The sequence below is a fragment of the Dissulfurimicrobium hydrothermale genome (genome assembly GCF_022026155.1).
Lineage (GTDB): Bacteria > Desulfobacterota > Dissulfuribacteria > Dissulfuribacterales > Sh68 > Dissulfurimicrobium > Dissulfurimicrobium hydrothermale.
In genome coordinates this window covers 1,228,385-1,254,739 of the sequence record NZ_CP085041.1, presented here as the reverse complement: position 1 = coordinate 1,254,739, position 26,355 = coordinate 1,228,385, and the positions used below count along the sequence as shown (strand labels likewise).

The 26,355-nt window shown below is 49.5% G+C and carries 26 protein-coding genes; 15 read left to right on the top strand and 11 right to left on the bottom strand.

What is annotated here, in order from left to right; translation table 11 throughout:
- Positions 1-133: 133 nt before the first annotated feature.
- The 12 genes from LGS26_RS06045 (at position 134) to aat (ending at position 12,658) form a co-directional block, all read left to right on the top strand.
- Positions 134-808: a winged helix-turn-helix domain-containing protein gene (locus tag LGS26_RS06045; RefSeq protein WP_237887912.1), complete on the top strand. Its 675-nt coding sequence runs from the start codon at positions 134-136 to the stop codon at positions 806-808.
- The gene (locus LGS26_RS06040) at positions 789-2,258 is read left to right on the top strand and encodes a sensor histidine kinase (RefSeq protein ID WP_237887910.1); all 1,470 of its coding nucleotides are present in this window, start codon (positions 789-791) and stop codon (positions 2,256-2,258) included. The genes LGS26_RS06045 and LGS26_RS06040 overlap by 20 nt, the downstream gene beginning before the upstream one ends.
- 115 nt (positions 2,259-2,373) lie before the next feature.
- The gene (locus LGS26_RS06035) at positions 2,374-4,038 is read left to right on the top strand and encodes an ArnT family glycosyltransferase (RefSeq protein ID WP_237887908.1); all 1,665 of its coding nucleotides are present in this window, start codon (positions 2,374-2,376) and stop codon (positions 4,036-4,038) included.
- Positions 4,035-4,406: an EamA family transporter gene (locus LGS26_RS06030; protein WP_237887906.1), complete on the top strand. Its 372-nt coding sequence runs from the start codon at positions 4,035-4,037 to the stop codon at positions 4,404-4,406. The genes LGS26_RS06035 and LGS26_RS06030 overlap by 4 nt, the downstream gene beginning before the upstream one ends.
- Complete coding sequence (locus LGS26_RS06025; RefSeq protein WP_237887904.1) at positions 4,406-5,596, top strand: aminotransferase class I/II-fold pyridoxal phosphate-dependent enzyme; 1,191 nt, start codon at positions 4,406-4,408, stop codon at positions 5,594-5,596. The genes LGS26_RS06030 and LGS26_RS06025 overlap by 1 nt, the downstream gene beginning before the upstream one ends.
- Before the next feature lie 13 nt (positions 5,597-5,609).
- Entirely contained in the window at positions 5,610-6,557 is a 948-nt protein-coding gene (locus tag LGS26_RS06020; protein ID WP_237887902.1) for a glycosyltransferase, read from the top strand.
- Positions 6,550-8,274, top strand: a complete 1,725-nt coding sequence (locus LGS26_RS06015) for an ArnT family glycosyltransferase (RefSeq protein ID WP_237887900.1) — start codon at positions 6,550-6,552, stop codon at positions 8,272-8,274. Before LGS26_RS06020 ends, LGS26_RS06015 begins: the two co-directional genes overlap by 8 nt.
- Positions 8,274-9,209, top strand: coding sequence for a formyltransferase (locus LGS26_RS06010; RefSeq protein WP_237887898.1), 936 nt, complete (start codon positions 8,274-8,276; stop codon positions 9,207-9,209). Before LGS26_RS06015 ends, LGS26_RS06010 begins: the two co-directional genes overlap by 1 nt.
- Positions 9,210-9,253: 44 nt before the next feature.
- Complete coding sequence (locus LGS26_RS06005) at positions 9,254-10,312, top strand: bifunctional UDP-4-keto-pentose/UDP-xylose synthase (protein WP_237887896.1); 1,059 nt, start codon at positions 9,254-9,256, stop codon at positions 10,310-10,312.
- A gap of 157 nt (positions 10,313-10,469) precedes the next feature.
- Positions 10,470-11,426, top strand: coding sequence for a polysaccharide deacetylase family protein (locus LGS26_RS06000; RefSeq protein WP_237887894.1), 957 nt, complete (start codon positions 10,470-10,472; stop codon positions 11,424-11,426).
- A 10-nt stretch (positions 11,427-11,436) separates the two neighbouring features.
- Positions 11,437-11,925 carry a ribonuclease HI gene (gene rnhA / locus LGS26_RS05995; RefSeq protein ID WP_237887892.1) on the top strand — a complete coding sequence of 163 codons (489 nt, stop codon included), beginning with the start codon at positions 11,437-11,439 and terminating at the stop codon, positions 11,923-11,925.
- Positions 11,926-11,938: 13 nt separating this feature from the next.
- Positions 11,939-12,658 (top strand): leucyl/phenylalanyl-tRNA--protein transferase, encoded by a 720-nt coding sequence (gene aat, locus LGS26_RS05990; RefSeq protein WP_237887890.1) that lies wholly within the window; start codon positions 11,939-11,941, stop codon positions 12,656-12,658.
- A gap of 6 nt (positions 12,659-12,664) precedes the next feature.
- Here the strand turns inward: aat and LGS26_RS05985 are convergent, their stop codons facing one another.
- From LGS26_RS05985 to LGS26_RS05945, 9 genes are all read right to left on the bottom strand, one after another.
- Positions 12,665-13,240 carry a flavodoxin family protein gene (locus LGS26_RS05985; RefSeq protein ID WP_237887888.1) on the bottom strand — a complete coding sequence of 192 codons (576 nt, stop codon included), beginning with the start codon at positions 13,238-13,240 and terminating at the stop codon, positions 12,665-12,667.
- Between the two features lie 92 nt (positions 13,241-13,332).
- A complete protein-coding gene (locus LGS26_RS05980) occupies positions 13,333-14,529 on the bottom strand; it encodes a deoxyguanosinetriphosphate triphosphohydrolase family protein (protein WP_237887887.1) in 1,197 nt (398 codons plus the stop codon).
- A gap of 125 nt (positions 14,530-14,654) precedes the next feature.
- Positions 14,655-15,134, bottom strand: a complete 480-nt coding sequence (locus LGS26_RS05975; protein ID WP_237887885.1) for a hypothetical protein — start codon at positions 15,132-15,134, stop codon at positions 14,655-14,657.
- Positions 15,135-15,287: 153 nt separating this feature from the next.
- On the bottom strand, positions 15,288-16,406 hold the full coding sequence (locus tag LGS26_RS05970) for a glycosyltransferase family 4 protein (RefSeq protein WP_237887883.1): 1,119 nt from the start codon (positions 16,404-16,406) through the stop codon (positions 15,288-15,290).
- Positions 16,403-17,233, bottom strand: a complete 831-nt coding sequence (locus tag LGS26_RS05965; RefSeq protein ID WP_237887881.1) for a lipopolysaccharide kinase InaA family protein — start codon at positions 17,231-17,233, stop codon at positions 16,403-16,405. Before LGS26_RS05965 ends, LGS26_RS05970 begins: the two co-directional genes overlap by 4 nt.
- Positions 17,233-17,997 (bottom strand): methyltransferase domain-containing protein, encoded by a 765-nt coding sequence (locus LGS26_RS05960; RefSeq protein ID WP_237887880.1) that lies wholly within the window; start codon positions 17,995-17,997, stop codon positions 17,233-17,235. Before LGS26_RS05960 ends, LGS26_RS05965 begins: the two co-directional genes overlap by 1 nt.
- Entirely contained in the window at positions 17,994-18,680 is a 687-nt protein-coding gene (locus LGS26_RS05955) for an alpha/beta fold hydrolase (RefSeq protein ID WP_237887878.1), read from the bottom strand. The genes LGS26_RS05960 and LGS26_RS05955 overlap by 4 nt, the downstream gene beginning before the upstream one ends.
- Positions 18,677-19,843, bottom strand: coding sequence for an 8-amino-7-oxononanoate synthase (bioF, locus tag LGS26_RS05950; RefSeq protein WP_237887876.1), 1,167 nt, complete (start codon positions 19,841-19,843; stop codon positions 18,677-18,679). Before bioF ends, LGS26_RS05955 begins: the two co-directional genes overlap by 4 nt.
- Positions 19,844-19,907: 64 nt before the next feature.
- Entirely contained in the window at positions 19,908-20,249 is a 342-nt protein-coding gene (locus LGS26_RS05945; RefSeq protein ID WP_237887874.1) for a cytochrome c3 family protein, read from the bottom strand.
- Positions 20,250-20,385: 136 nt separating this feature from the next.
- On the opposite strand from LGS26_RS05945, the gene LGS26_RS05940 reads away from it, so the two are divergent.
- Positions 20,386-21,213 (top strand): purine-nucleoside phosphorylase, encoded by an 828-nt coding sequence (locus tag LGS26_RS05940; protein WP_237887872.1) that lies wholly within the window; start codon positions 20,386-20,388, stop codon positions 21,211-21,213.
- A complete protein-coding gene (locus tag LGS26_RS05935) occupies positions 21,201-22,499 on the top strand; it encodes an amidohydrolase (RefSeq protein ID WP_237887870.1) in 1,299 nt (432 codons plus the stop codon). The genes LGS26_RS05940 and LGS26_RS05935 overlap by 13 nt, the downstream gene beginning before the upstream one ends.
- A gap of 98 nt (positions 22,500-22,597) precedes the next feature.
- Here LGS26_RS05935 and pdxA read toward each other — a convergent pair whose 3' ends face one another.
- Entirely contained in the window at positions 22,598-23,632 is a 1,035-nt protein-coding gene (pdxA, locus tag LGS26_RS05930; protein ID WP_237887868.1) for a 4-hydroxythreonine-4-phosphate dehydrogenase PdxA, read from the bottom strand.
- Complete coding sequence (gene pyrR / locus LGS26_RS05925) at positions 23,625-24,173, bottom strand: bifunctional pyr operon transcriptional regulator/uracil phosphoribosyltransferase PyrR (protein ID WP_237887866.1); 549 nt, start codon at positions 24,171-24,173, stop codon at positions 23,625-23,627. The genes pdxA and pyrR overlap by 8 nt, the downstream gene beginning before the upstream one ends.
- A 133-nt stretch (positions 24,174-24,306) precedes the next feature.
- On the opposite strand from pyrR, the gene fusA reads away from it, so the two are divergent.
- On the top strand, positions 24,307-26,343 hold the full coding sequence (gene fusA, locus LGS26_RS05920) for an elongation factor G (RefSeq protein ID WP_237887864.1): 2,037 nt from the start codon (positions 24,307-24,309) through the stop codon (positions 26,341-26,343).
- The last annotated feature ends 12 nt before the right edge of the window (positions 26,344-26,355 follow it).

Genomic DNA, 26,355 nt, shown 5'->3' with positions numbered 1-26,355 from the left:
GAGACGTAAAAACTCTGAATCCATATATCAGTGACAGGCCTGCCTGCTGCAGGCGGGTATACTACAAATCCCGGCGCGCATAGGAATGACACATTAAAAAAATAAAAATATACGATGCACATTAATTGAAATCATGAGAATACTGGTTGTTGAAGACGACGAGAAGATCAGCTCTTTTGTAGCATCCGGCCTGAAACAGGCTGGTTTCGCAGTGGACCAGGCGCAAGACGGCGATGAAGGCCTCCATTTGGCGTTGACCGAACCGTACGACGCAGCTGTAATAGACATAATGCTGCCCAACCTTGACGGCCTGTCTCTTATCGAAGAGATGAGACATAGGGGCGTCAACACACCAGTTATAATATTAAGCGCCAAACGATCAGTTGAAGACAGGATTAAAGGGCTTGAGACAGGCAGCGACGATTACCTCATCAAACCATTTTCATTCTCTGAACTCCTTGCCCGCGTACAGGCCCTTATCCGTAGGCATACAAGGTCACCAAAACCTGCTACCCTCACCGTTGGTGACCTCTCTATGAATATACTCACTCGTGAGGTAAAAAGGGGGGAAGTAAAGATAGAACTTCAACCCAAAGAATTTTCGCTCCTTGAATATCTAATGCGCAATGCGGGCAGGGTCGTCTCGAAGACCATGATACTCGAACACGTGTGGGACTACAATTTCGACCCACAGACAAACGTGGTTGACGTAATGGTCTGGAGACTCAGAAACAAAGTGGACAAAGACTTTGAGAAAAAATTGATCCATACCATTCGCGGCGTAGGTTATGTCCTTAAAAATTCCTGAGATATTGAAGATGCCGAGGGCGATAGGCTTCAGGCTGACCCTTTGGTATTCATCTATATTCCTCATCAGTTCACTCATAATATTCGGAATAGCCTACGTGCTCCTTACCTCTGCTATTGAAGACGACAACCGAGGTATTATCGAAGATGAACTCAACGAATACAACCTGGCATATAAAATCGAAGGCTGGAGGGGTATCATAGACAAGATCAGGCTCGAACAGGCCAAAGATAAGGCCTCGACCTTCTTTGTAAGGATAGCCGACGCAAAAAACAAAACCCTATTTTTAAACATACCAAGGCCGTACAACACACTTTACAACACACTTAAAGATGAAATTGAAAAAAATATCCCGCAAAATAAAAAGGGTTGGCTGTTTATAAAACTAAGACTGAAGAGCGAGGGCGAAGAAGACACCATCGAAACCGCCTACAGCCGCCTTGCCGACGGAACTATCATAGAGGTAGGGAGAAGCCTGGATGCTAAAGAAGATCTGCTCGAAGAATTCCAGATTATATTCGCCTGCATCATAGCCTCGACCGTCATGCTCAGCCTAATAGGCGGGGGTTTCCTTGCCTTCCGTACCCTGCGGCCCATCAGGGACCTAATCTCCACCGTAAAGACAATAGGCAGCGGAAAAATAAGCGCGAGGGTGCCGTCCCGCAATACAGGGGATGAATTGGACGAGCTTATCAGGCTCTTTAATGAGATGCTGAAGAAGATTGAGACCCTTGTAAACGGCATGAAAGAGGCCCTCGACAACGTAGCCCACGACCTTAGGACCCCCATCACTCGCATCAGGGCCGTGATCGAGACTACACTGGCAGCTGACAACGACAAGGAAAGGCTACGTGAGGCCCTTATGGATTGCGCAGAGGAGGCGGAGCGCATATCCTCCATGCTCAACACCCTCATGGACATCTCGGAGGCCGAGACAGGGACGTTAAGGCTCAGATTCGAGGATTCAGATGTTGGCCGCATCATAAAAGACATAGCTGAACTCTATCAGTACGTAGCGGAAACCAAGGGTATAAGCATATCGGTGACGGCACCTAAGGGTCTGCTGGCTCGGATCGATCCAAATCGGTTCCGCCAAGCCATAGCCAATCTGCTCGACAATGCGATCAAATACACAGAAAAGGGCGGGAGTGTCTTCATAAACGCTGACAAGACTGAAACAGGAAAGGAGCTCATCATCTCCGTCAAAGACACAGGTGCCGGAATAACTCAGAATGACTTGCCGAGGATATTCGACCGCCTATTCCGTGCGGATAAAAGCCGTTCACAAAGAGGTCTAGGGTTGGGTCTCAGCCTTGTGAGGGCGGTGATTCATGCCCACAGGGGAAGAATCGAGGTCAAAAGCACGCCCGAAAAGGGATCAACTTTCATTATATTCATACCGGCTGGAGAAGGCCCTATCATATCTGGCGCTTCAGGGGATCTCGCTTGAATCATTACCGATTTTTAATCTTGCTGGAAACAATTGTTAATCTCTGGCCTGTATAATTATTAATGATTTTGTCATCAGAAAAACTAAATGGAGGCAGGCCCTGACGCTATTCAGTTTGGATTCATCCGACTATGAAAGGGATAATAAAGGACCATGGCACATCATTGTCGCCGTCGCAGCCTTCGTATTATATATCTGGACTGCACCACTCAGGGACCTCTACGGCTTGGAGGCCAGGACTGCACTCATAGCGCGCGAGATGCTCGAAAGAGGCCTGGGCTTTTTCCCAACCGCTTTCGGCAATATCTATCCGGACTACACCCCGCTCTATTTCTGGCTTGAAGCAGTCTTTTCCATGCCCACCGGACATATCTCGACACTCAGCGCTGTATTGCCAAGCGCCATCTCTGCTGCAGGTCTCGTGGCCATTACGTCCAAGCTCGGTTCAAAGGTCTCAAGACGTGTAGGTCTTTTCTCGGCCGTGATACTTGCATCTAACCCCCAGTTCTGGCAAGAGGCAGCCCATGCGGCGATCGATATGCTGCTTGCATTTTTTGTCGGCCTTTCTATCCTATACCTGTTTTCGAAGGATAAAAATCTACTACAAAATAAGAAAATCAACTTCAGGCATTATTTATTCGTCGCCCTTGCCATATCCCTTGCGTTCCTGACAAAAGGTCTAATAGGGGTCATTCTGCCGTTGGCCATCTGGGGCGGGTATCTAATCCTGAGTGGCAGATTCAGGGATCTCTTGCCCTTTTTCATCTTCATCGGGTTATTGGGTGCGCTCTTGATGGGGGGTGAACTTCTTTACGCCTGGCATACCGGCGGAACAGCACTTGCACAAAAGATACTGACCGCCCAGGTGACTGGAAGGGTTGGGGAGGAGGCGAATAAACCTGCATATTACTACGCTATATTTTTAGCCCAGGGTATAGGGCCCTGGTGGATTTGGATAATTTCGTGGGGGATTATGACGTTCAGATCAAAGGCGTCAGGCGCAAGATCGTTCGTCATTGGCGTTTCCGAAAATAATATCTTACGGCTTTCATTGGCCTGGCTTTTCTCGGTCCTTTTGATCTTTAGCCTCGCAAGCTCAAGACATGGGAGATATCTTGTGCCGCTCCTGCCGGCGCTTTCGATCCTCATTGGCATGGCCGTCCAAAATGTGGTAAACACGCCCATCCCAAGACATAATAGGCTATATCTCCGACTTGCCGGCATCGTCTTGGCTGTTTTGTTGATTGTCGGCCTTGTATGCGTATTCAGGCCGCCATTTGGCCTTGCCGTGCCGACCTTCATGGTTTTAATATGGTTGTCGGTGGTCATCGCGGGCTGGCTTTTAATTATAAAACGAGCAAGTCTTGAGACGGTGCTCCCGTCCATGACCGCACTCATCCTGGCATGTGGGATTTCAGGATACGAACTCATCTTTGAGCCCGCTTTATCCAAGGCCGAATCAGGAAAGAGTTTTGTAATGGACGCCGAAAGGGATCTGAAAAGACCGATGCAAATAGTCCTCTATGGCATAAAACAAGATGGTGATGGTGTCAAATACGCCCTGTTCAGCAAAACACTGTCAAAAGACATCTTGTTTATACCGAAGTCCGTAAAAGACCTTAAAAGATATATGCTTCCCACAAAATTTATTATGGTTGGATACAAAAAAGACATACTTGAACTTGAAGAAAGGACTCGACACACCCTTGCATTTACTCAGACCGCCATAGGCCACATCCACAAAAAGGAGGTCACGGCTGTAACCGTAAGGCAATTATGAACAGATATCTGCCGATCATTCTGCTTGGGGTATTTCTCAATGCATTCGCCCAAATCGCCCTGAAACAAGGGATGCGTACAATAGGAGAATTCACTTTTTCAATGGAAAATCTGATCCCGATAGGAGTAAAAGTGGCATCAAGCCCCTATGTGCTCCTGGGGCTCTCCTGTTATGTCATAAGCCTTGTGGTCTGGCTCCTCGTCCTTTCAAGAGTCGATGTAAGCTTTGCATATCCATTTTTAAGCGTAGGCTATATAGTAGCTGCGCTATCCGGCATGGCGTTTTTCGGGGAGGCGGTCGGCCCAATGCGATGGGCTGGCATAATTACCATCTGTCTCGGGGTATATCTCATAACAAGGAGCGGCTAATGACATCAAATAGACCGACAAGGGAAGATTTTTTGCCGTTTTCAAGACCTACAATAGGCGAAGAAGAGATAAGCGAGGTAATCGACAGCCTCCGCTCAGGATGGCTCACCACTGGACCGAAGGTACTCAAGCTTGAAGAAGCGTTTATGGAGCTTACCGGTGCAAAGGCTGCGATTTCAGTAAACTCAGCCACTTCGGGGCTACATTTGGTGCTCAAGACGCTTGACCTTGGTCCTGAAGACGAGGTTATCACAACACCCATTACCTGGCCATCCACGGTAAATACCATCGAAATCTGCGGGGCAAGGCCTATATTCGCTGATGTGGACAAGGAGACGCTCCAGATCGACCCTTACGACGTCGAGCGTTCAATCACTCCAAGGACAAGGGCTGTAATCCCGGTGCATTTCGCAGGTGCGCCGTGCGACATGGACGCCCTTTCTGAGATATGCAAAAGGTATAGGCTTTATCTCATAGAAGACGCGGCCCATGCCGTAGGAACTGAATATAAAGGCCGTGTCATCGGAAACAGCAAAAATGGCTCGGATGCCGCTGTCTTCAGCTTTCATGTGATCAAAAACATAACCACAGGTGAAGGTGGAATGATAGTCTGCAACAATGAAGAACGTTCTGCCAGGATGCGCAGACTCAGGTTTCACGGCATATCAAGGGATGCATGGAGGCGCTACTCAAAAGGCGGCAGCCCCCAGTATGAGGTGGAAGAACCAGGCTTTAAATACAATATGATGGATATCCAGGCCGCAATCGGCATACATCAACTTAAAAAATTGGAAAAATTCAATGAAAAACGGGCCAAGCTCGCATCAAATTACAGAAAGCTCCTTGCCGATGTTCCCAGAATAACGCCCCTTGGGAGTGTACCATACAAACACAGACATACATGGCACCTTTTTGTCGTCAGGCTTGAGATAGAGGCCCTTACTATAGACAGAGATCAATTCATCCTGGCGCTGCAGGAAGAAAACATCGGAACCGGCCTGCATTTTCCAGCCGTGCATCTCCAAAGATACTACCGCGAACACTATGGTTTTCAAAAAGGGATGCTCCCCAACGCCGAATGGAACAGCGAGCGCCTGTTTTCACTCCCACTATATCCGACGCTTGAAGAAAATGATCAGGCTGATGTGATATCGGCTATGAAACGTATAATCAAACGATATGAGAGATAGCTAAAGACGAAACATGGCAAGCGAAACCAAACCAAAGGTATCCGTGGTAATTCCATTCTATAATGAAGAGGCAAATGTAACGGCCCTGTTAAAGAGGCTCTTCGATACACTCAATACCATCCCAGAATCATGGGAGGTGGTTTGTGTAAACGACGGCTCAAGGGATGCCACATTAAAACTCCTCCTTGAGGAGAAGAAACGGCGCAAAGGCATGGTGGTAGTAGATCTGGCGAGAAATTTTGGGCAGCATTCAGCTGTCATGGCAGGCTTCAGGATCTCGCGCGGGGAGTGGGTCGTCACCCTTGACGCAGACCTCCAAAACCCACCAGAAGAGGTACCAAGACTCCTCGACGCATTCAGAAAGGGCCATGACCTAATCGGAACAATAAGGCAGGGCAGGAAAGACACCTTGTTCAGGAAATTCGCATCCCGCATTACAAACAAACTTACGACAAAGATGTCGGGCATATCGCTTCAAGATTTCGGCTGTATGCTAAGAGGCTACAGCCGCGAGGTGGTGAATGGGATACTTTCAAATCCAGAATATCGAACATTCATACCTGCCCTCGCCACTTTTTTCGCCAGGAATCCGGTTGAGATACCTGTCAGACATGAAGAACGGGCGGGCGGGCGCTCTAAATACTCACTCATGAAACTCCTGGGTCTTCAGCTTGACCTGATGCTTGGCTTTTCCATGTGGCCGTTGAGGATACTCTTTTTTGTGGGTGCGGCAGTCGCCGCCTTGGGTCTCTTTTTGGGCGCGTTTATACTTGCCATGAGGCTATATTTCGGCGCCGGTTGGGCGGCAGAAGGGGTCTTCACCTTGTTTGCCGTACTTTTTTTTATTGTCGGCGGCCAGTTCTTTGCACTCGGCTTGATCGGGGATTATATAGGCCGCATATTCCAGGCAGTAAGGGGCCGGCCGGGTTATGTGCTTAGGGAGATATACCGCAATGAATAACACGATAGCGATAAGGACGAAAAAGGACTATTTTACGGCCGTTTTTTGGGCCGCCGCGGTGATCATACTCTTCTGGGGGGTGGGCGGAAGAAGCCTCTATGTAGCAGAAGGACGCTGGGCCGAGATAGTACGCGAGATGTTCATAAAACACGACTTTTTCCATCCTGCCGTCAATTGGGAACCCTATTTTGATAAACCGCTTCTTAGCTATTGGCTAATAGCCCTTGCCTCTTTTATTACAGGCGGACTCAATGAATGGGCCTTGAGGCTTCCAAGTGCTATTGCAGGGGCATTGAGCCTTTGGGCCGTCATGGACCTCGGCAGGAGGTTGTGGTCAAGGGAAACAGGCCTGGTGGCTGGATGGATACTCTTGACCGCCTATGGCATGATATTTTGGTCCCGTACCGGGGTCAGTGACACAGAAAATCTGGCAGCCTCCATCCTGGCAGTAGCATGGTATTGGTCAAAACGGGATGGCCTTGAAAATATGAAGGGCATGGATGCCTTTTACATCTCCATCGTCTTCTATCTCATATGCTTTATCGGGGCGCACACAAAGGGCCTGACCTCAGTAGTGATACCGATGATCGCCATCGCCCCCGATCTATTAAGACGGGGTCGCTGGAAGGCCATCTTTACGCAAGGGCACATCCTGGCCCTTATGATCGGGCTTGCGATATATCTCTCTCCTTTTGTCTATGCGACAATTACAGCGAAAAACTACAGCGAAAACGGATTGTTTATGGTATTCAAAGAAAACATCCAGCGTTTTTTCGAACCATTTGACCATAAAGAGCCTTTTTATGTCTATTTTTACTATCTCCCGCTGCTCTTCATGCCATGGAGCCCACTCTTGATAGCGGCGCTGGCAAAGACAACCGCCTCATGGAAACGACTAGACGAAAAAACGACGTGGCTTATTACTGTATTTTTTCTAATATTCCTTTTTTTTACTGCATCAGGCTCAAGGCGAAGCTACTACATCCTGCCCATATTCCCCTTCTCAGCCCTGCTGGTTGCAGTATTTCTTGAAAAGACAGGGGAAAACGGTTTTAAAAAGACTGCACTGCTCATTCAGACATGGATTGTCCTCGCCGCCTCATTTATCGAGGTCTTAAGCCCTGTTATATTGCCCATACTTGAAAGATTCACTGGGTTTTATACCCCATCTGCGTTCAAGATCGCGACGGTATTAATCGGACTCATGGCCCTTTTACCCCTGTTTTTAAGACGTATATTACCTGAAACGCTCAAGTCCCTCACAGGCATCGCCCCAAAGACCGCCGCAGTTTTGTTAAGCACGGCGATAATCATGGGCGGCCTTTTTTGCATACAATTTAATATGCTCGACAACTACAGAACAGAAAGGGCATTTGTGGAAGATGTCCGCCAAAGGCTGCCCAATATATCGCAAGGCTCTGTCGCATTCTATCCGAAGACTATAACCAACCTGGTATTTTATCTAGACATGCCAGGCCCGATCAAGATATTGAAGGATAAAAATGACGTCAGCGCCTTTCTAAATGGGGGCAATGGGGATAAACTTATTATTACTACCCAGAGATATGCCAATGAACTATCCGGTATTATCTTTGGCACAAGTGGTGCAGCGAGAGGACCTGACATCAGGGAATCCGTCAACCCGTGGGAAACGAGCAAGGGGAAATTGATGGCTAAACATGTGGCCTGGTTTATAAAAGGCCAAAGGGGTAAGTGATGTCGGTAGTGCTTTTCGGTTACCACAATATGGGGTGTGTCGCCCTAAAGGCCTTGAAAGAAACCGGCGTGGACGTTTCGGCAGTGATAACCCATCAAGACAACCCCAATGAAAACATATGGTTTGAATCTCTCAGGGCGATGGCTGGATCGATGGGCATACCTGTCTACCATCCTGACGATGTAAACACGCCTGAGTGGGTGGGATTCATCCGTAGGCTTTCACCGGACGTCATACTTTCCTGCTATTATAGAAATATGATAAAAGAAGAGATCCTCGCTATTCCGAAGATAGCCGCATTAAACCTCCACGGCTCGCTCCTCCCAAGATACCGCGGCAGATGTCCGGTGAACTGGCAGATAATCTTCGGCGAGACCAAAGGAGGGGTCACGCTGCATCATATGGTAAGGAAGGCGGATGCAGGCGACATCGTAGCACAAAAAGAAGTCGATATTTCGGAGACCGATACGGCCTTCACCTTGTTTAAGAAGATGGAGGCTGCGACCTACGAACTCCTTAAAGAATTTATACCTAGGGTCCTGGACGGCACGGCGCCACGGACACCACAGGATCACAGCCTTGCCACATACTTCGGCGGGAGACGTCCGGAGGATGGTATAATTGATTGGAATCTACCGGCCCGTGACATATACAACCTCATAAGGGCGGTAACCTGGCCTTATCCAGGGGCATTTTCATTCCTAAACGGCAAAAAACTCATAATCTGGTGGGCTGAACCATTGAGCGACATGGAGCTTGGACTTATCCCGGGCACGATAAAGGTTGAAGGATGCAATGTATTCGTACAGACAGGTAAGGGCATTCTTCGTCTGGTTAACGCCAGCGAAGATGATATACCGCCTAATAAATGCCCTGATGTCCTAAAATTGGTCAGAGATGGAGACAGATTCATAATCAAATACAGCCTTGGATAGACCAATCTATTACATATAAAAATCTAGCAAACGGAGAACTTGAATTGAAGATCTTAATTGTCGGCGTAAACGGTTTCATAGGAAGCCACCTTGTCAGACGCATCCTGGCCGAGACTGAGTGGGAGGTATACGGAATGGATCTCTCCTCCGACAGGCTGGGCAGACTCATACACGATCCGAGGTTCCATTTCCTTGAAGGGGATATCTCCATCAACAAGGAATGGATCGAATACCATATAAAAAAATGTGATGTATGCCTACCGCTCGTGGCCATAGCCACACCAGCCTCATATGTCAAGGATCCGCTCGCGGTTTTTGAGTTGGACTTCGAGGAAAATTTAAGAATCGTACGCCAATGCGCCAAATACAAAACGAGGGTCATCTTCCCCTCTACCAGCGAGGTGTATGGCATGAGCCAAGATCCCATATTTAATGAAGAAACAAGCCTATTGGTCTATGGGCCAATACACAAACAACGCTGGATTTATGCCTGCGCCAAACAGATGATGGATCGGGTTATTTGGGCGATGGGAAGGGATCGGGGGCTCCAGTTTACGCTCATCAGGCCATTCAATTGGATAGGCCCTGGCCTTGACAGCCTCACTACACCGAAAGAGGGAAGCTCACGTGTGGTGACGCAGTTCCTTGGGCACATACTGAGGGGTGAACCAATAACTCTAGTTGACGGCGGACGCCAAAGGCGCTGCTTTACATATGTCGATGACGGCCTGGACTGTCTGATCGAGATATTAAAAAATAAAAATGGAAGATGCGACGGCCAGATATTCAATATTGGCAACCCGAACAATGACTATTCTGTGCGAGAACTTGCGGAGACCATGATAAAGGTCGTCAGAGAATTCCCGTCCCTCGCCGCCCTTGCCGACAAAGTCGAGTTTCGGGAAGTGCCTGCCGAGGTCTATTACGGACCTGATTATCAGGACGTAGGTTATAGGGTGCCCGACATCACTCGTGCACATACGGTCCTCGGCTGGACGCCTAAGATCGGCCTCGAAGAGGCCCTTAGGCGTACCATCTCTGCCTATGTGCTCGACCAGAGCAATGGGACTGTAAAAGACCTCGGTACGCTGGATGAGGCCTGACTACCTCTAAAACCCATACTTTAAAAGGACCCTTGCTCGATCCGTCCTTCCAAGAGGCCCCCTATAGCCTAATTGATATACGGCCTTCCGGCGAGAGGCATCTTGACACAGACGTGCCAGACAAACCATGAAAAAGGTGTGCAAGGATATTTTTTGAATGGATCTTAAACTTAAAAATACCGGACGAGGCCGGTTGCTTGCCCTAAAGATAGACGTTGATACACATGACGGTATGGCCAAGGGTGTACCGAAACTCCTCGACATCTTAAACAAGGAAGAGATAAAGGCTACCTTCTGTCTCTCGTTCGGACCTGACAATGCAGGGAAGGCTATCTTTAGGCTCTTTAACGACCCGCTGTTTCTGAAAAAGATGCTAAAGACAGGGGCCCCGAGGCTCTATGGCCTGAGGACCATTCTTTCAGGGACACTTCTACCTGCCAGGCCTATAGCAATTGCATTTCCTGATCTTGTCAGAAGAATCGAGGCCGATGGACACGAGGCCATAGTTCATGCCTGGGATCACAGAAAATGGCAGGATAGACTTACTGATATGACGAGCGAGGAGATTGCCCGCGAATTTGACAGGGCATTCTCCGCATTTCAAGATATACTGGACAAACGGCCTGAGGCGGTTGCAGCCCCAGGCTGGCAGGTTACACCCGAAAGCCTCGAGATCCAAGACGAACTCGGCCTTTTATATGCAAGTGACCTGAGGGGAGGCGAACCGGCAAGGCTATCGATAGGCGACAGGATATTCAAGACCCTTCAAATCCCATCTACAGGCCCATGCATCGAGGAACTCCTGACCATAGGTATACGTGACAATGAAGACCTATTCAAGGCCATCCTGCGCCAGATATACAAGGCAAAATACCCGGTGATCCCGATACATGCAGAGGTTGAAGGCGGACCGTTCAGCAGATTTCTCATCCGTCTCCTTCGAATGCTCAAGACCAAATACAATATCGTCAGACTCAAGGACATGGCAGCTATCTTGCTTGGCGGTACAGTGCCGATTCGTGAACTTTCCTTTATGGAGCTGCCGGGCCGGGCCGGAACGGTCGCCACATCAATAGGACCAGAGGCGCTCAGAGAAATCTCCGAACAAAGTTGATGGCTGATAGATGAATGACGTCATTTTTATCTTTACCGACGGTGCCTGCTCAGGAAACCCAGGGCCAGGCGGATGGGGTGCAGTCCTCAAATCAGGGGGACACGAAAAGAAATTGTCCGGCTGGTCGAGTCATACCACAAACAACAGGATGGAACTCCTTGCCGCCATAAGGGCGCTCGAGGCGATCAAGAGACCATCCCGCATCGTCATGATGACCGACTCGCAATATCTCAAACAAGGCATCACTGAATGGATCCACCTCTGGAAAAAGAGGGACTGGAAGACCGCATCGGGGAAACCGGTAAAAAACAGCGATCTCTGGAAAGCGCTTGATGCGCTTTGTAATGTCCATGACATCCACTGGGAATGGGTCAGAGGACACAATGGTCATGTCGAAAACGAGATTGCAGACGGCCTGGCGACCAATGCGATAAAAACCGGACTGGCCGGCGTACTTGAGGAAGATCCCGCCGGGCTGCCGACAGAAGGTCTGAAATAAAAGGGATAGGGAGATGCCGGTCTATGTGCTTGGAAACGACCCCGTCTTTCCGCCGCCAGAATCGGCCAGATCCGACGGGCTGCTAGCTATAGGCGGAGATCTTGACCCGCAGAGGCTCATTGCGGCCTACAGACTGGGCATATTCCCATGGTACAGCCCTGGGGAGCCAATCCTCTGGTGGTCGCCAGATCCACGGCTTGTCCTCAATCCAAAAAGACTTCATGTCTCAAGACGTCTCAGAAGGACAATAAGACAGGCGAAATTCAAGATAACTTTTGACGCCGCCTTTAGCGACGTAATAAGGGCATGCAGGGAGACAAGGATCGAGGCCGGTGAAGGGACGTGGATCAGTGATGAGATGGTCGCAGCCTATACAAGACTCCATAATATGGGTATTGCCCACTCTTCGGAGGCATGGGCCAGCGGCAGACTTGTCGGTGGACTCTACGGCGTGGCGATTGGCAGGGTATTTTTCGGAGAATCCATGTTTAGTACCGAAAGAGATGCATCGAAGGTCGCCCTTGTAACACTTGTGCGCCAACTTGACGCCTGGAGTTTTGAACTCATCGACTGCCAAATGACAACAAGGCACCTGCTGAGTCTAGGGGCAGAAGAAATACCTCGAAAGACCTTCCTTTCAATCCTTGCAAGGCTTGTGGACGCCCCCAACACCGCACCGTTCACACCTGCCGATCAAGCCGCTGGTCTTCCGCCATCAAACCGACGTTATTGATACCGTCTATGGATTGATCCTCTTCAGCAACCATGCCATGTTCCTGCCGAGGTCTTTCATGGTCTGTATACCTTCCGTGTCATTACTTACCTCACCTGGCTGCCTACCCATGCCTATATTCCAATAGCTCGAACCAACAACAATCATCTCGCTGATTGTAAAGAAAAAATTGATCGAATTGAACACGTGTACCGCCCCCGCGCGCCTGGCCGCCACAACAGCAGCACCGACCTTGCGTCTATACATACCGTTATTAGCCCTCCCTACCATGCCGCATCTTTCGATCAGGGCCTTCATCCCGGCGGACACATCGGCGAAATACGTAGGGGAACCGAGCAGTATGCCATCCGCCTTATCCATCTTCTGGATACAGTCATTAACGACATCGTTTTCCACTGCACACCGCCTGTTCTTTTTCTCAAAACATTGATAACATGCGATGCACCCTAGAATCGACCTTCCTGCAAGGGAATAGAGCTCGGTCTCAATGCCCTCGGCTTTAAGTTCCTCGAGCACAACATTCAAGAGAATAGCCGTGTTCCCATCTTTCCTTGCGCTGCCGTTGAATGCCACCACCTTCATACACACACCTCCTATCAGATCGACACAATATTCAGAAGATTCAAAAACTACATTTGTACGCCCGACTGGCGGATGCCAATGCGGGTTACGCCTTAAAACCTAGCGGGGAATGGCCTCGGGATAAGGATATCCTTCCCCATCCTCAAAAAATAAGCATCAGTCATGCCTGCGATAAAGTCCCTTACGATCTCAGGGGGACTGAACGCCTCCCTGTAAGACGGATCCATGCCGTCAAGATAGTCTTTAAATATTACGGATTCCTTACGGTTCAGATTCAAATCATTCAAAAATCGATCAAAAAGTATCCTATAAAGCCATTTTATTTTGTCTGATTCTGTCTTTATCTTTGGATTTTTATAAATGAACTCATAATTAAACTCCTTAAGCATAAAAAGGGCGTCGGCCATCTCTTGGCTGAATGCAATTTCGTCTTTTTCAAGACTATTTGAGATGAGATCTTCAACAAGGCGATAGACTATAGTGCCGTTCGTCTCTCCAAGCGTCTCCCTACACTGCATCGGCACCTGGTCCTTCGTTATGAGGTTTATACGTAAGGCATCTTCGATATCCCGCCCTATATAGCTTATCACATCCGCCATTCTTACAACGCAACCTTCAAGGGTCATGGGTGGACTCAGATCGACGTCAGGATCTGATAATTTTATTGCGATCTCGCGGTCAAGGAACTTAAAGTCCTTTTTTCTCAACGGCTTCAGTGACTTAAGGTGCCTTTCGCCATCATGGCACAAGATTCCGTCCAGGACCTGGCAGCTCAGGTTCATCCCCTTGCCCTTGCGCTCGACATGTCTTAAGAAATGCACGCCTTGCACACTGTGGATAAACGGCGGAATACCGTGCTCTATGCATATCTCTGAGAGATAGCGCTCACCGTCGTGACCGAACGGCGGGTGACCTATGTCGTGGCCGAGCGCGATGGCCTCTATAAGGTCTTCGTTCAGACGGAGCAGCCTGCCGATGGTCCTTGCAATCTTTGAGACGAGCTGGACATGAAGTACGCGGTGCGTGATATGATCATTCGGTATAAGGAAAAAGACCTGCGTCTTGTCTATGTATCTTGTGTAAGAAAGTGAGTGAAGTATCCGGTCGGCGTCGATGGAAAACCACTGCCTGTGGCCGGCGCTTATGCGCTCCTCCTCCATTTCGCGAAAGGCCTCGGTGCTCCTTGCGGCATACGGCGAAAGCCTCTTGTCTTCCTCATAATCCAGTCTTGTTCTCAAATTCGACAGATCAATCATGTCCACTCCCTCAAGACCATGTGAGGTTTTCATGCCCAAGCCCTTGCATAATAAATAATATACCCAAGGTTCGTCGCCTCGCCCTGACATCTCGACTAAAGGCATTACCGTCAGGGAGATATGCCAGCACGATCAGACCAATTGCAACAATGGGCCTTCTATGCCACGGGATGTCTTGCCTTGATTTCCCCGATCCATCTCGCCCAGAATGTGCGGCTTGAAAACAAAAGTCCGGTGCCGATGGCCGTATATACGCCCCAGACGAAACTCGGAGGCAGGGGACTCAGGCGCAGGATACGCCCAAGCATGATCATCGCTAGGATGAGCCCCCAACTCCTAGCACCAAGAAAACCGCCCATACACCTGCCGTCGCCCCTTTCGACTATCCTTTCAAGCACCTTGACTGCAGCCCTGTCCAAGATCAGCCGACCTTTCAAAAGGCCAACCGCTGCCCACGCTGCAAGGAAAACCGGATAGACGGGGCGACCTACGAACCCATTCATGTTCAGTCCACCCCTCAAAAGAAGAAACGTCCCTACCAACGACCACATAAGGCCAGCCAGAAAGAGATTGGTCAAGGCCGACGACCTTGGTGTGTGCGAACAAAACCAGCCGTTTATTTCAGGATATCTTGACATATAAAAACCTTTCATGAATCGAAACGGACACTGCAGACGACTCAAATCCCATCTGCCTGCCCTAAATATCTCCCGCTTAATATGAACATAATGGTCTTTATGTCAAGCCGGCCTATAAAACAAACAAGACACACCTACAAAATAAGATGGACATCAGGCAAGGTTGACACCTTTGGTAAGGAAAACCGTCTGCAATGAAGCCATATGGGCCTCCCAACTGTACTTAGCGGCGACAGAGACTGCCTTCCCCCTCAGAAAAGACCTCATGTCGCCTGACAACCCGACAAAACGCCTTAAGGCGCCGTGAATAGCATCGGCTGTAGAGTTTTTGATCACCAGCCATTCATCAACCTCACGGGCCACCTCTGATGCCCCATTGTTCACTGTAGTGAGGGCTGGCGTCCCGCACGCCATTGCCTCAAGGACTGCATTTGCAAACGGGTCATAGAGAGTGGGCAATATAAAGAGATCCGATATGCCGTAAAGTCGGGCCATATCCCTTGTATAGCCAAGCCATCTGACCCTTTTTGAAAGGCCGAGACGCCTTATCTCTGCCTCCATGGCCCTGTCGCTGCAGACACCTGCAATCAAGAGTGCAAAATCACAACAAGAAGAAAGGCTGTCAAGCCCATGGATCAAGGGGGCAAGGCCCTTGCGCCTCAGGTCAGTACCAGCGAAAAGAAACACCGTGATATCAGCTGGCAGCCCCATGGAAAGCCTGACCATCTCTCGTTCGTCTGGCAGCATGGGTGCAAAAAGGCTTGTATCCACACCATTATACACCACATGGACCTTATCCAAGGCCATGTCGTAATAGTGTTCAATCTGTGCTTTTACCATATTAGAATTGACTATGATGGCCCTTGCCTCCTCTATCGCCATCCTCTCCATCCAAAGGAGCATCTTGTGTCTCGGCATGAATCTCCTGAGCCTCCCTGTCCATGGATAACCAAGATCAAGCCAGGCGGCATGAAGTGGATCTGAGATGCGAAGGACATCAACAGGGGCCACTCTAGAAAGGCCATAGGTCAGATCAAAGCCCCCGACCTTCAATATCCTTCTTGAATTGACAAAAAAGCTCAGATTTTTCATAATACTTCCACGGCCCATTACCATTGCCCTTAGAAGACATGCGGAATCTATCTCGGCCCTGTCGGCTACTAATGTCACCTTATGGCCGAGGCGGGAAAACCGGTTGCAGATATTTGCGCAATAGGCCTCGGCCCCGCCTATGTCAAAGCTGCACTCCCTGCGAATGACGGCCAAATTCATCTGGCCGACCCCTTTTTAAGCTTAATGTCGTGCCTTTCAATTCTGGCGATCTTCTTCTGGATCTTTTCCACGATACGCCCATCCTTAAACTTCGGGAGCACAGAAGTATAGGTATCCCAAAAAATATCTGACAGTTCGGCCCATTCCTCTATCTTAAGGACGTTTTTTGAAGAATAGCCGATCTGTGCAAGGTCTTTTATCACCCATGGCAAGATAAGGTGACCCGTCCTTCGCAACCTTTGGAGATCGATCACACCGATTTCGCCAGTTTCTTTGTTCCAAAACAGATGACACAAGTAGAAATCCTGATGGGTGAAACCACAGGCATGAAATCTTGCAGCAAAATCAGCCAACCTCTCTGTCACATTTACCTTATACTCAAATGGAACGTCTCTCTTAAAAAAGTCTTCAAGACGCTCGCCTTCAATCTTTGCTATCACGAGTATTGACCTACCAGAACCGTCAAAACCTATGGCCACGGGCTCAAAACTCTTGAATCCAAGGTCCTTAAGGACGTGCGCGCCCACCCACTCGACGACGCTGCCCTCCAGCCTCGACAATATGGAAGACAATAGACTCTTTTTATAATAACGCTTGACAAAAAGCGTTTTACCGCCAAGCTCCATAGTGGAGATGTCACGACCTGGCTTTTCGCCGAAACGATTGAGCCTGCCCGAATCCCAGAGGGCGTCAAAGCCTAAAATCCCTGCCGAATCAAAAAGAGAGACCCATCCATTGGCCACCTCGAGTCCTTTACGCAAAGGCATGGCAGGATAAAGTGAACCCCCTAAAAACCTTGTCAAAACCTCAAGTACGTGCAAAGACATCAGCTTACTTCACACAAAAAGACCTGATATGAGGCCATTATTGAACCAAACCGTCTCCTATAAAGACCGTCTATAAAAGAGAGCTTAGAGGCAGTAAATCTCAGCGGACGGCCGCCCCTAGAAGATGCAACCCCTGTGGCCTTCAGACTACGAAAGAGAGAGAGTGTGTCCCTATATTCCCTTAACACCACGACTTCCTCCATAGCTGTATGTCTAAAAAGATCGGATATCATGCCCTTCAAACCTGCATAGTCTGGAAAGGCAACAGCTGGGAGCAAAATCCAGCGGCCGAACGCCTCATCCAGCACAGTCTTCAATTCCCAAAGGGTCTTAGGTCCAAAAACTGAAAAGAGTATTGTCCCGCCAGGTCCGAGGAGATCCCTATATCTCACAAGCGCACCAGCCAAATCATCGAACCAGTGAAATACGCTGTTTGCAGTAATCAGGTCAAACGGCCCTGTTATGAATGCAGGAAGGCGCTCCCCATCAGCCACATAAAAACTAATCCTTTGGTCTTTAAATTTCTTCCTCGCCTCCTCCAACATAGCAAGGGATATGTCTACGGCCTCGATCTCGGCTTCTCTAAACGCCTCTGCAAGCATAAGGGTATATCGGCCGGTCCCGCAGCCTATTTCAAGTATATGCCCGAACGATCTCCCTGTCAGCATCGCAATGAGACGCCCTGCAACCTCAAGCTGTACATCGGCATGGGCATCGTAAGTCAGAGAGGCCTTGCTGAATGACCTTTCGACACTGGATTTCAAGACCTGAGAAATCTCCCTCTAAACTCTTGAGATAAAAATGGCAGATGTCCAGCAGCTCTAATGATCTCAATCCTCACCTCCCCGACCATTTCCTTGAAAAACATGGAGTTAAAGGGCGAGATAACATCCCTTGCCCCGTAAAAGAGCCAAGGCCTCTTACTGATACATTGGGCCGCAAAAAGGCTGGATGCGTCTTTTTGCGCAAGATATTCAAGTCCCTTTTTAAGTCCATTTAAATCTATGCGTGACAAATGGATATCAAGCAACTCCTCCTTGAACCACCTATAGTCTTCCTTCTGCCCCAAAAACGCCCTCCTATAGAAACGCCTCATCGCCCCCTCAAAATCCGCCTCAAGATCCCTTTCCTGTGCCAATAGCTCCTCTTTCGCGAAAGATGGACGCAGCGAGACCAATATAAGGCCTGAAACCATCCAGACGTAATCAAGGCAAAAATCAACGGCCTGATACGCCCCCATGGACCAACCAAAAAGCAGGACCGATTGTATACCGTAGGCGCGTAAAAAATCATAGAGTCCACGTGAGATGTCGCCGTTGACAGGCCGGGTCGGAAGGATATAGTTAAATGGGAGATCAAGCCTTGAAAATATCTCCGGCAAAAATCCCCAACCAGGGAGCAACACCAGGGATGCACCAAATCCCTTGTCTATAAAAATGAAATTCACCTTGCCATGGCCTCCACAAGGGCGTCGATGTCTCCTTTTGAATGCCATGCAGTGACAGAGAGCCTGATGCGCGCTGTTCCTCGTGGGACAGTGGGCGGCCTGACGGCCTTTACAAAAAAACCGACGGCCTTAAGCCGCTCGGCAATCCTCACCGCATCTTCATTCCCTCCAACCATAACCGGGACGATCTGGGAACGGCCGACGACGTCCATGCCCATAGATTGCCGAAGCCTGGTTCTGAGATATCCAGAAATCTCAAGGACCTTAAGTCCCATCGCCCTTTCTTTACTGACAAGTCGAACGGCCGCGATATTGGTGCCTATCACAGACGGAGGTAGTGCGGTAGAGAATATAAATGTCCTTGCCCGATTGATCAAAAACCCCTTCATCGCCTTGGACATAGCCACAAATGCACCATAGCCGCCAAAGGCCTTGCCAAACGTCCCGACCATCAAATCCACATCCCTGGCCTGTGACATCGTCACCAGGCCTTCGCCGTACTCACCAAAGACCCCAACCGCATGGGCCTCATCCACCATAAGAAGGGCGTCAAAATGCCTTTTAAGCTCGATAAGACCTGCAACATCGGCCTCGTCGCCCTCCATGCTGTAAAGGCTTTCAACAAGTATTAAGGCCTTTTTGTGTCTGCCTCTATGTTGCTTCAAAAGACCCTCTAGATGATCAAGGTCATTGTGTCGGAATCTGAAAAGACGCGCGCCTGAAAGGAGTATGCCATCCACCATGCTGGCGTGGATCAGGCGGTCCGCAAAGACCGCATCTCCTTTTCCGCACAGGGCGCTTATCATACCGAGATTTGCAAGATAACCACTCCCAAATAGGAGTGCGGCCTCTGTGCCCTTGAGCCCGGCCACTGCATCCTCTAATTCATGATGAATCTCCATATCGCCGCTCATGAGCCTCGAGGCCCTAGCGCCTGCACCCCATCTTTTCATAGCCTCCATTGCGCCTTCTACAAGGGCAAGATCTTGAGAAATGCCCAAATAATCATTGGATGCAAAGTCGACCAAGGTCCTACCGTTTATTGTGATCCTACCTTGCCCAATGGTCTCAATTGGCTCGAGCGTCCTCAAAAGGTCTGGATCTATTGGTGAATAGAGATATGCCGATCGTTGTTCATCCATTGTGTTTTTATCGTCACCCATAAACAAAGACCCCTTCAGACCGGCATAGCCTGAAGGGGTCTTAGCATGAAAAACTACAATACTGCTACTTCTTGTGGCAGGTTGTGCAGACCTTGCCCTTTGGTACATTCATCTCAGTGTGACAGGGAAAACACATCTTATCATGGAAATCGTTTTTCATACCCTCTTTCTTTTCAATAGTTACCTTGAGCTTTCCACCCTGTGCAGTCTCATGGCACTTATCGCAGGTAAGCTTGGGATTAGCCTGGTGTTTTGCGTGCGGAAAAATGACCGCTTCTTTGTTGCCCTTAACCCCGAACTTCTCTTTGAGATTTATGTCGGCAGGACCCTTGTCGCCGGCAAAGGCCAGGACAGGTGCGAATGCCAACAATGACGCTGCTATCAACCCTAATGATTTGACCCTCATCTTTGTAGCGCCTCCTTTAAGATTAAATTTTATAAATTCATAGCAAGCTTTAATCAAAAAAGCAAGGGCTTTTTCAACAAATTTGAATGCATCATTGACTTTGCCCATTCACTCATTTATTCATAATAACGTCATCATGCATGAAACGCTAAACACATCGCTTACTTATTTTAAAAAGACACTCCCTTTAATTCCTGATGTCTGCCTCGTGCTCGGGACAGGGCTTGGCGGGGTAGTAAGGGCCATGGATGTGACCTGGTCGAAGGACTATAAAGACATACCAGGCTTCCCGATCTCGACTTCTCCGACGCACGCTGGCAAGCTCCTTGTCGGTACCATTAACGGGACAAAGGCCGCCCTGTTCCAAGGAAGATTCCATTACTACGAAGGATACTCTGCAAGAGAAGTGGCCATGCCTGTGCAAATCATGGCCCTTCTTGGGGCAAGACTCCTCATCACCTGTAACGCCGCAGGCGGGCTTAACCCTGATCTTTCATCCGGGGACATCATGCTGATCAAAGACCATATAAATCTCATACCGGATAACCCTTTAAGGGGGTCAAACATAGACGCTGCAGGGCCCAGATTTCCAGACCTTTCATGCGCATATCCGAAAGAAATCAGGGAAAAAGTCTTGAGTCTGGCCGAAGGTATGGGGATCAAGCTGAAAGAAGGGGTCTTTGTTGCCGTGCCAGGACCTAGTCTCGAGACAGCTGCAGAAACCAGATTCCTTCGGATGATAGGCGCAGATGCTGTAGCCATGTCCCTTGTGCCTGAGGTGATCGCTGCAGTTCATGCCGGGATGAAGGTCATCGGTCTCTCGGTCATCGCAAATATAAACGATCCTGACAACTTCAGACCCATCCTGATAGAAGATGTCATCGAGCAGGCGCACAGGGCCGAAGGCCGCCTGGAGCAACTCATAGTAAATATCTTGGAGGAGTGGCGCAATTGGAAAAAGTAGATATCGTCGTTACAGGGGAGCTTCTGGTGACAGACCCCTTCAGCCCGCCTGTAAAAGACGGGGCTGTGGCCGTCAAGGACGGTAAAATCATTGCGCTTGGCCCAAAAAATGGAATAGAGACGGCATTTTATGCCGCAAAACGGATTGACAGACCCAATGGCCTCATAGCCCCAGGACTCATAAATGCCCACACCCATGCAGCCATGACCGTATTCAGAGGCCTTGCAGACGATCTGCCACTCAAGACCTGGCTTGAGGAACACATATTCCCAAAGGAGGCGCGCCTTACGCCTGAGATTGTAGCAATTGGGACAGAGCTTGCCTGTGCGGAGATGATCCGGTGCGGGACCACAGGCTTTGTGGATATGTATCTCTTTGAAGACACAGTCGCATCGGTAGTGGACAGGATCGGGTTAAGGGCCTGGATTGGTGAGGGGGTCTTTGACTTCCCCTCCCCTGCCTTTTCATCAGGCATCGAGGCCCTGAAAGAGACAGGACGGCTTATCTCAAAGTGGCAAGGCCACCCAAGGATTACCATAACCGTCGACCCGCATACCCCTTATACCTGCTCACCTGATCTCCTTGCCATGGCAAGAGATACTGCAGAAAGGCATGGGGCCATGACGGTCATCCATCTTGCCGAGACGGACTGGGAGGCGCATGAAATACAGACGAGATTCGGGACCTCACCAGTCTGCCACCTCGACAGGCTCGGTCTTCTGAACGAAAGGCTCCTTGCCGTCCACTGCGTTTCGCTTGATAAAGATGACATAAAACTCCTGGCCAGGAAAAGGGCACGGGTGGCGCACTGTCCTGAAAGCAACCTGAAACTCGCCTCAGGAGTGGCGCCCGTTGCGGAGATGATCCAGGAAGGCGTGATCATAGTCCTTGGGACAGACGGTGCGGCAAGCAACAACGACCTCGACCTCATGAGTGAGATGGACACAGCCGCAAAGCTGCAAAAGGGTATAATGAAGGACCCTACATTTGTTCCTGCATCACAGGCCCTTGCCATGGCGACCACATGGACCGCAAAGGCTCTCCACCGCGACGATCTTGGGGTCTTACGTAAGGGCGCGCAAGCGGATCTCGTAGTGGTCGACCTCAATCAGGTACACTTGAGACCATGTTACAACCCTGTCTCACATATAGTATATGTGGCGAGGAGCGGTGATGTCCAGGATGTGATCGCCTCAGGCATGGTCTTGATGGAAGACCGGAGGCTTACCACAATAGACGAAGAAGACCTGCTTTCAAGGCTTAAAAGGATTGTCCAGGCAATATAAAATCTCCCGCCCAAAAACCTCTCTTTAAAATTAAAGTGGCATCCATTGCTGATACGTTCGCCCCCCAACCCTACCTGTATTGATAAAAGGTGCGCAGATCAAGACCCTGCCTTCTTACGATTGCATACAAGCCTATATGCCAACTCAACCGCAGCAATAAGACTTGAAGGGTCGGCTATGCCAGTCCCCGCTATGTCATAAGCCGTGCCGTGATCGACCGATGTCCTGATTATAGGGAGGCCGAGGGTAACGTTTACACCGTCTTTAAAGTGTAGGAGCTTGAACGGGATCAGACCCTGATCGTGATATTGACAGACCACGGCGTCAAACCTGCCATCCATGACTGCATGATAAAAGATCGAATCAGGGGGATAAGGTCCTGTGACATCTATTCCTTCGGCCCTGGACAGGTCCACTGCAGGCGATATGACTTCTTCCTCTTCATGACCGAACTGGCCGGACTCACCGCCATGCGGATTCAGACCGGCGACCGCTATCCTCGGTCTTTGAATGCCGAAATCATGCATCAAGGCCTCATGTGTAATGGAGACGACCTCGCATATCTTTTCTTTTGTCAAGAGCCTCGATACATGCTTAAGCGGACAATGTATGGTCACAAGGACTACCTTCAACCTGTCGCCTACAAGCATCATGGCATATCTCTCGGTATTCGTCTTCTCTGCAAGCATCTCTGTATGGCCAGGATATGAAATACCGGCAAGCCTCAAACCGTGCTTGCTTATAGGTGCGGTGACAATGCCGGAGATAATGCCGCTCAATGACAATTCAAGTGCCTTGACTATATATTTGTAAGAAAGCTCACCCGTAAGAGCGGTCGGCCTCCCGCATCTGACTTCATCAGGCTGGAGATTCGAAACCGGCAGGACGTTTATCGCACCGTCAAATATGGTCCAATCAGATAAAATACTACTTATCGGCACATCCTCCCCAAGGAACGCAGCTGTTGTTTGAAGTATGCCAGTATCCCCCAAGACGATAGGTACAAACCTGGCGTAACCAGAACGCCAGAGCGGCCTTTGGACAAAGGCCTTGACGATTATCTCCGGCCCGATGCCCGCAGGACAACCCATCGTGATGCCCAATTTGATCCTCCGATCAACTGGATCAGTCATCGCTGCCCCTTTTGATTACAACCTCATCCCTCCCATCTATCTCATTCAGATAGACGTTTACATGCTCATCGCCAGAGGTTTGTATGGAAAGCCCTGTATAGTCGGACTGAATCGGAAGCTCCCGTCTGCCCCTGTCAACCATAACAGCAAGCTGGATCTTGCGCGGACGACCGAGGTCGGTAAGGGCGTCAAGGGCGGCGCGGACGGTCCTTCCAGTGTAGAGCACATCATCAACCAAAACAATCACCTTGTCGTCTATGGGAAAAGATATATCGGTCTTCCTGACGATAGGATGGTGACTTAATCTGCTCCAGTCATCACGGTAGAGGGTTATATCCAGGACCCCGAAATCGGGCTTTGTCCCCTCGATGGCACCGATTCGTTCTATCAATCGCTCAGCAATAGGCACGCCACCGGTCCTGATACCGATAACAGCCATGCCCATCACACCTTTATTAGCCTCAACTATCTCATGGGCCATCCTGGTGATCGCCCTGTCCATCTCCTTGCCATCCATAATGATTTTGGCCTCAGAACCCATGACCTGACTCCTTATCGCGCCTAGATACCTTAGAATATAAATGCGTAAAATGATCTGGCGGTCTGTATTGTATAACACATGACTTTTTGTTAAATAGATTCCTTACCCTTTGTCAATAAAAATAGAGGAAAATATGGCAGGCGAAAACCGCATCAAACTCATAAGGAATATAGGAATTATCGCACATATAGATGCAGGCAAGACCACACTTACAGAACGTATCCTTTTTTACACAGGCAAGACCCACAAGATAGGTGAGGTCCATGATGGGCAGGCCACTATGGATTGGATGCCAGAAGAGCAAGAGCGAGGTATCACCATAACATCCGCGGTTACTACATGTTATTGGCAAGATAAAGAGATACACATTATAGACACGCCTGGGCATGTAGACTTCACCATCGAGGTGGAGAGGTCACTGAGGGTCCTGGACGGTGCCATAGGTGTTTTTTGTGCAGTAGGCGGCGTAGAGCCCCAGTCCGAAACCGTATGGCATCAGGCTGACAAATACAATGTCCCTAAAATAGCCTTCATAAACAAGATGGACAGGCTAGGAGCCGATTTCTGGGGTGTGGTGGAGCAATTAAAAAACCGGCTCGGCGCACATCCCTTGATACTGACTATGCCAATGGGCTCGGAAGATTCATTCAATGGGGTATTCGATCTCATAAAAAGAAAATTGATCGTTTGGAACGAAGAGACCCAAGGGATGGAATTCGAAGAACGCCCTGTGCCGGATGAATACATGGACAGCGTTGCAAAAACCAGGCTTGGGCTAATAGAGGCGCTGGCCGAGGTTGATGACGGGATAATGGAAAAATACCTTTCTGAAGAGGAAATAAGCGATAAAGATATCCATGAAGCGATAAGAAAGGCGTGTATCTCCCTTAAAGGTGTGCCAGTCTTCTGTGGTTCAGCGCTCAAAAATAAAGGGGTCCAGCCGCTCCTGAATGGCATAGCGCGCTACCTGCCTAGCCCTGTCGACATCCCGGCCGTAAAGGGGATAAACCCTGTCACGGGCGAAAAGACTGAGCGTCCCGGCCGCGAAAATGCCCCCCTTTGTGCCCTGGCCTTCAAGATACAGATGGACCAAGGAAGGAAAATGACCTATTTAAGGGTATATTCGGGGGTGCTCAGGGCAGGAGACGAGGTCCTGAACCCGGGCAAAAAGCTTAAAGAGCGGGCTGCGCGCATACTCCAGATGCATGCAAACAAACGAGAAAGGATAGAAGAGGCGCGGGCCGGGAATATCGTAGCCGTAATGGGGCTTAAAGACACAACGACTGGCGATACCCTATGTGATCCAACGCACCCCATCCTCCTGGAACCGATAGAGGCCTACAAACCAGTAATCTCGATCGCCATCGAACCAAAGACTACTGGCGATCAGGAAAAGGTAGAGCTTGCCTTGAAAAAACTTGCCGAGGAAGATCCGACCTTTAAGGTGCACACAGATGAAGATACAGGACAACTGATTGTGTCGGGCATGGGGGAGCTGCATCTTGAAATACTCGTCCACAGGCTGTCGAGGGAATTCAACGCCCCTGTCACGGCAGGGAAACCACAAGTAGTCTATAAAGAAACTGTAGGAAATGAGGCAGTATGGGAGGAGCGCTTTGAAAAGGAGATAGCCGGTCACCTCCAGGCGGCTACAGTGGTCATCGGAATAGGTCCAAGACCAAGGGATGCCGGAAACCTCGTTGTAAGCGAGTTGCCGCCCGAGGAACTGCCGGTAGGCTATGAAGACATGGTCCTTGAGGTGCTAAGGCAAGGGCTTGAAAGTGGGGTCGTCCGCGGTTTCCCTATGATCGACACAAAGGTGGTTTTAAAAGACGTTGTCTTTGAAGAAGGCGTTTCCACCGACATTGCCTTGAGGGCTGCAACCTCTATAGGTTTCAAACACGCGTGTGAAAATGCGTCTCCTATACTCGTCGAACCCATAATGAGACTTGAGATACTCGTACCTGACAGTTATCTCGGCGAGGTTATAGGGGATATAAACTCCAGGGGCGGGAACGTAGAATTCATAGAACCGAAAGGTCCAATACAGGTCATAAGGGCCGTGGCGCCCCTTGCCAAGATGTTCGGATATTCCACGGCCCTTCGTTCAGCTACGCAGGGCAGAGGTACGTTCACTATGGTATTTTCCCACTATGCACCCGTCCATTAACCAACCCGAGCT

What these genes read in the sequence shown, in the direction of transcription:
- LGS26_RS06045 (WP_237887912.1), top strand. Translation starts at nt 134, where the DNA reads ATGAGAATACTGGTTGTTGAAGACGACGAGAAGATCAGCTCTTTTGTA.
- LGS26_RS06040 (WP_237887910.1), top strand. Translation starts at nt 789, where the DNA reads ATGTCCTTAAAAATTCCTGAGATATTGAAGATGCCGAGGGCGATAGGC.
- LGS26_RS06030 (WP_237887906.1), top strand. Translation starts at nt 4,035, where the DNA reads ATGAACAGATATCTGCCGATCATTCTGCTTGGGGTATTTCTCAATGCA.
- LGS26_RS06025 (WP_237887904.1), top strand. Translation starts at nt 4,406, where the DNA reads ATGACATCAAATAGACCGACAAGGGAAGATTTTTTGCCGTTTTCAAGA.
- LGS26_RS06020 (WP_237887902.1), top strand. Translation starts at nt 5,610, where the DNA reads ATGGCAAGCGAAACCAAACCAAAGGTATCCGTGGTAATTCCATTCTAT.
- LGS26_RS06015 (WP_237887900.1), top strand. Translation starts at nt 6,550, where the DNA reads ATGAATAACACGATAGCGATAAGGACGAAAAAGGACTATTTTACGGCC.
- LGS26_RS06010 (WP_237887898.1), top strand. Translation starts at nt 8,274, where the DNA reads ATGTCGGTAGTGCTTTTCGGTTACCACAATATGGGGTGTGTCGCCCTA.
- LGS26_RS06000 (WP_237887894.1), top strand. Translation starts at nt 10,470, where the DNA reads ATGGATCTTAAACTTAAAAATACCGGACGAGGCCGGTTGCTTGCCCTA.
- rnhA (WP_237887892.1), top strand. Translation starts at nt 11,437, where the DNA reads ATGAATGACGTCATTTTTATCTTTACCGACGGTGCCTGCTCAGGAAAC.
- aat (WP_237887890.1), top strand. Translation starts at nt 11,939, where the DNA reads ATGCCGGTCTATGTGCTTGGAAACGACCCCGTCTTTCCGCCGCCAGAA.
- LGS26_RS05985 (WP_237887888.1), bottom strand. Translation starts at nt 13,240, where the DNA reads ATGAAGGTGGTGGCATTCAACGGCAGCGCAAGGAAAGATGGGAACACG.
- LGS26_RS05980 (WP_237887887.1), bottom strand. Translation starts at nt 14,529, where the DNA reads ATGAAAACCTCACATGGTCTTGAGGGAGTGGACATGATTGATCTGTCG.
- LGS26_RS05975 (WP_237887885.1), bottom strand. Translation starts at nt 15,134, where the DNA reads ATGTCAAGATATCCTGAAATAAACGGCTGGTTTTGTTCGCACACACCA.
- LGS26_RS05970 (WP_237887883.1), bottom strand. Translation starts at nt 16,406, where the DNA reads ATGAATTTGGCCGTCATTCGCAGGGAGTGCAGCTTTGACATAGGCGGG.
- LGS26_RS05965 (WP_237887881.1), bottom strand. Translation starts at nt 17,233, where the DNA reads ATGTCTTTGCACGTACTTGAGGTTTTGACAAGGTTTTTAGGGGGTTCA.
- bioF (WP_237887876.1), bottom strand. Translation starts at nt 19,843, where the DNA reads ATGGGTGACGATAAAAACACAATGGATGAACAACGATCGGCATATCTC.
- LGS26_RS05945 (WP_237887874.1), bottom strand. Translation starts at nt 20,249, where the DNA reads ATGAGGGTCAAATCATTAGGGTTGATAGCAGCGTCATTGTTGGCATTC.
- LGS26_RS05940 (WP_237887872.1), top strand. Translation starts at nt 20,386, where the DNA reads ATGCATGAAACGCTAAACACATCGCTTACTTATTTTAAAAAGACACTC.
- pdxA (WP_237887868.1), bottom strand. Translation starts at nt 23,632, where the DNA reads ATGACTGATCCAGTTGATCGGAGGATCAAATTGGGCATCACGATGGGT.
- pyrR (WP_237887866.1), bottom strand. Translation starts at nt 24,173, where the DNA reads ATGGGTTCTGAGGCCAAAATCATTATGGATGGCAAGGAGATGGACAGG.
- fusA (WP_237887864.1), top strand. Translation starts at nt 24,307, where the DNA reads ATGGCAGGCGAAAACCGCATCAAACTCATAAGGAATATAGGAATTATC.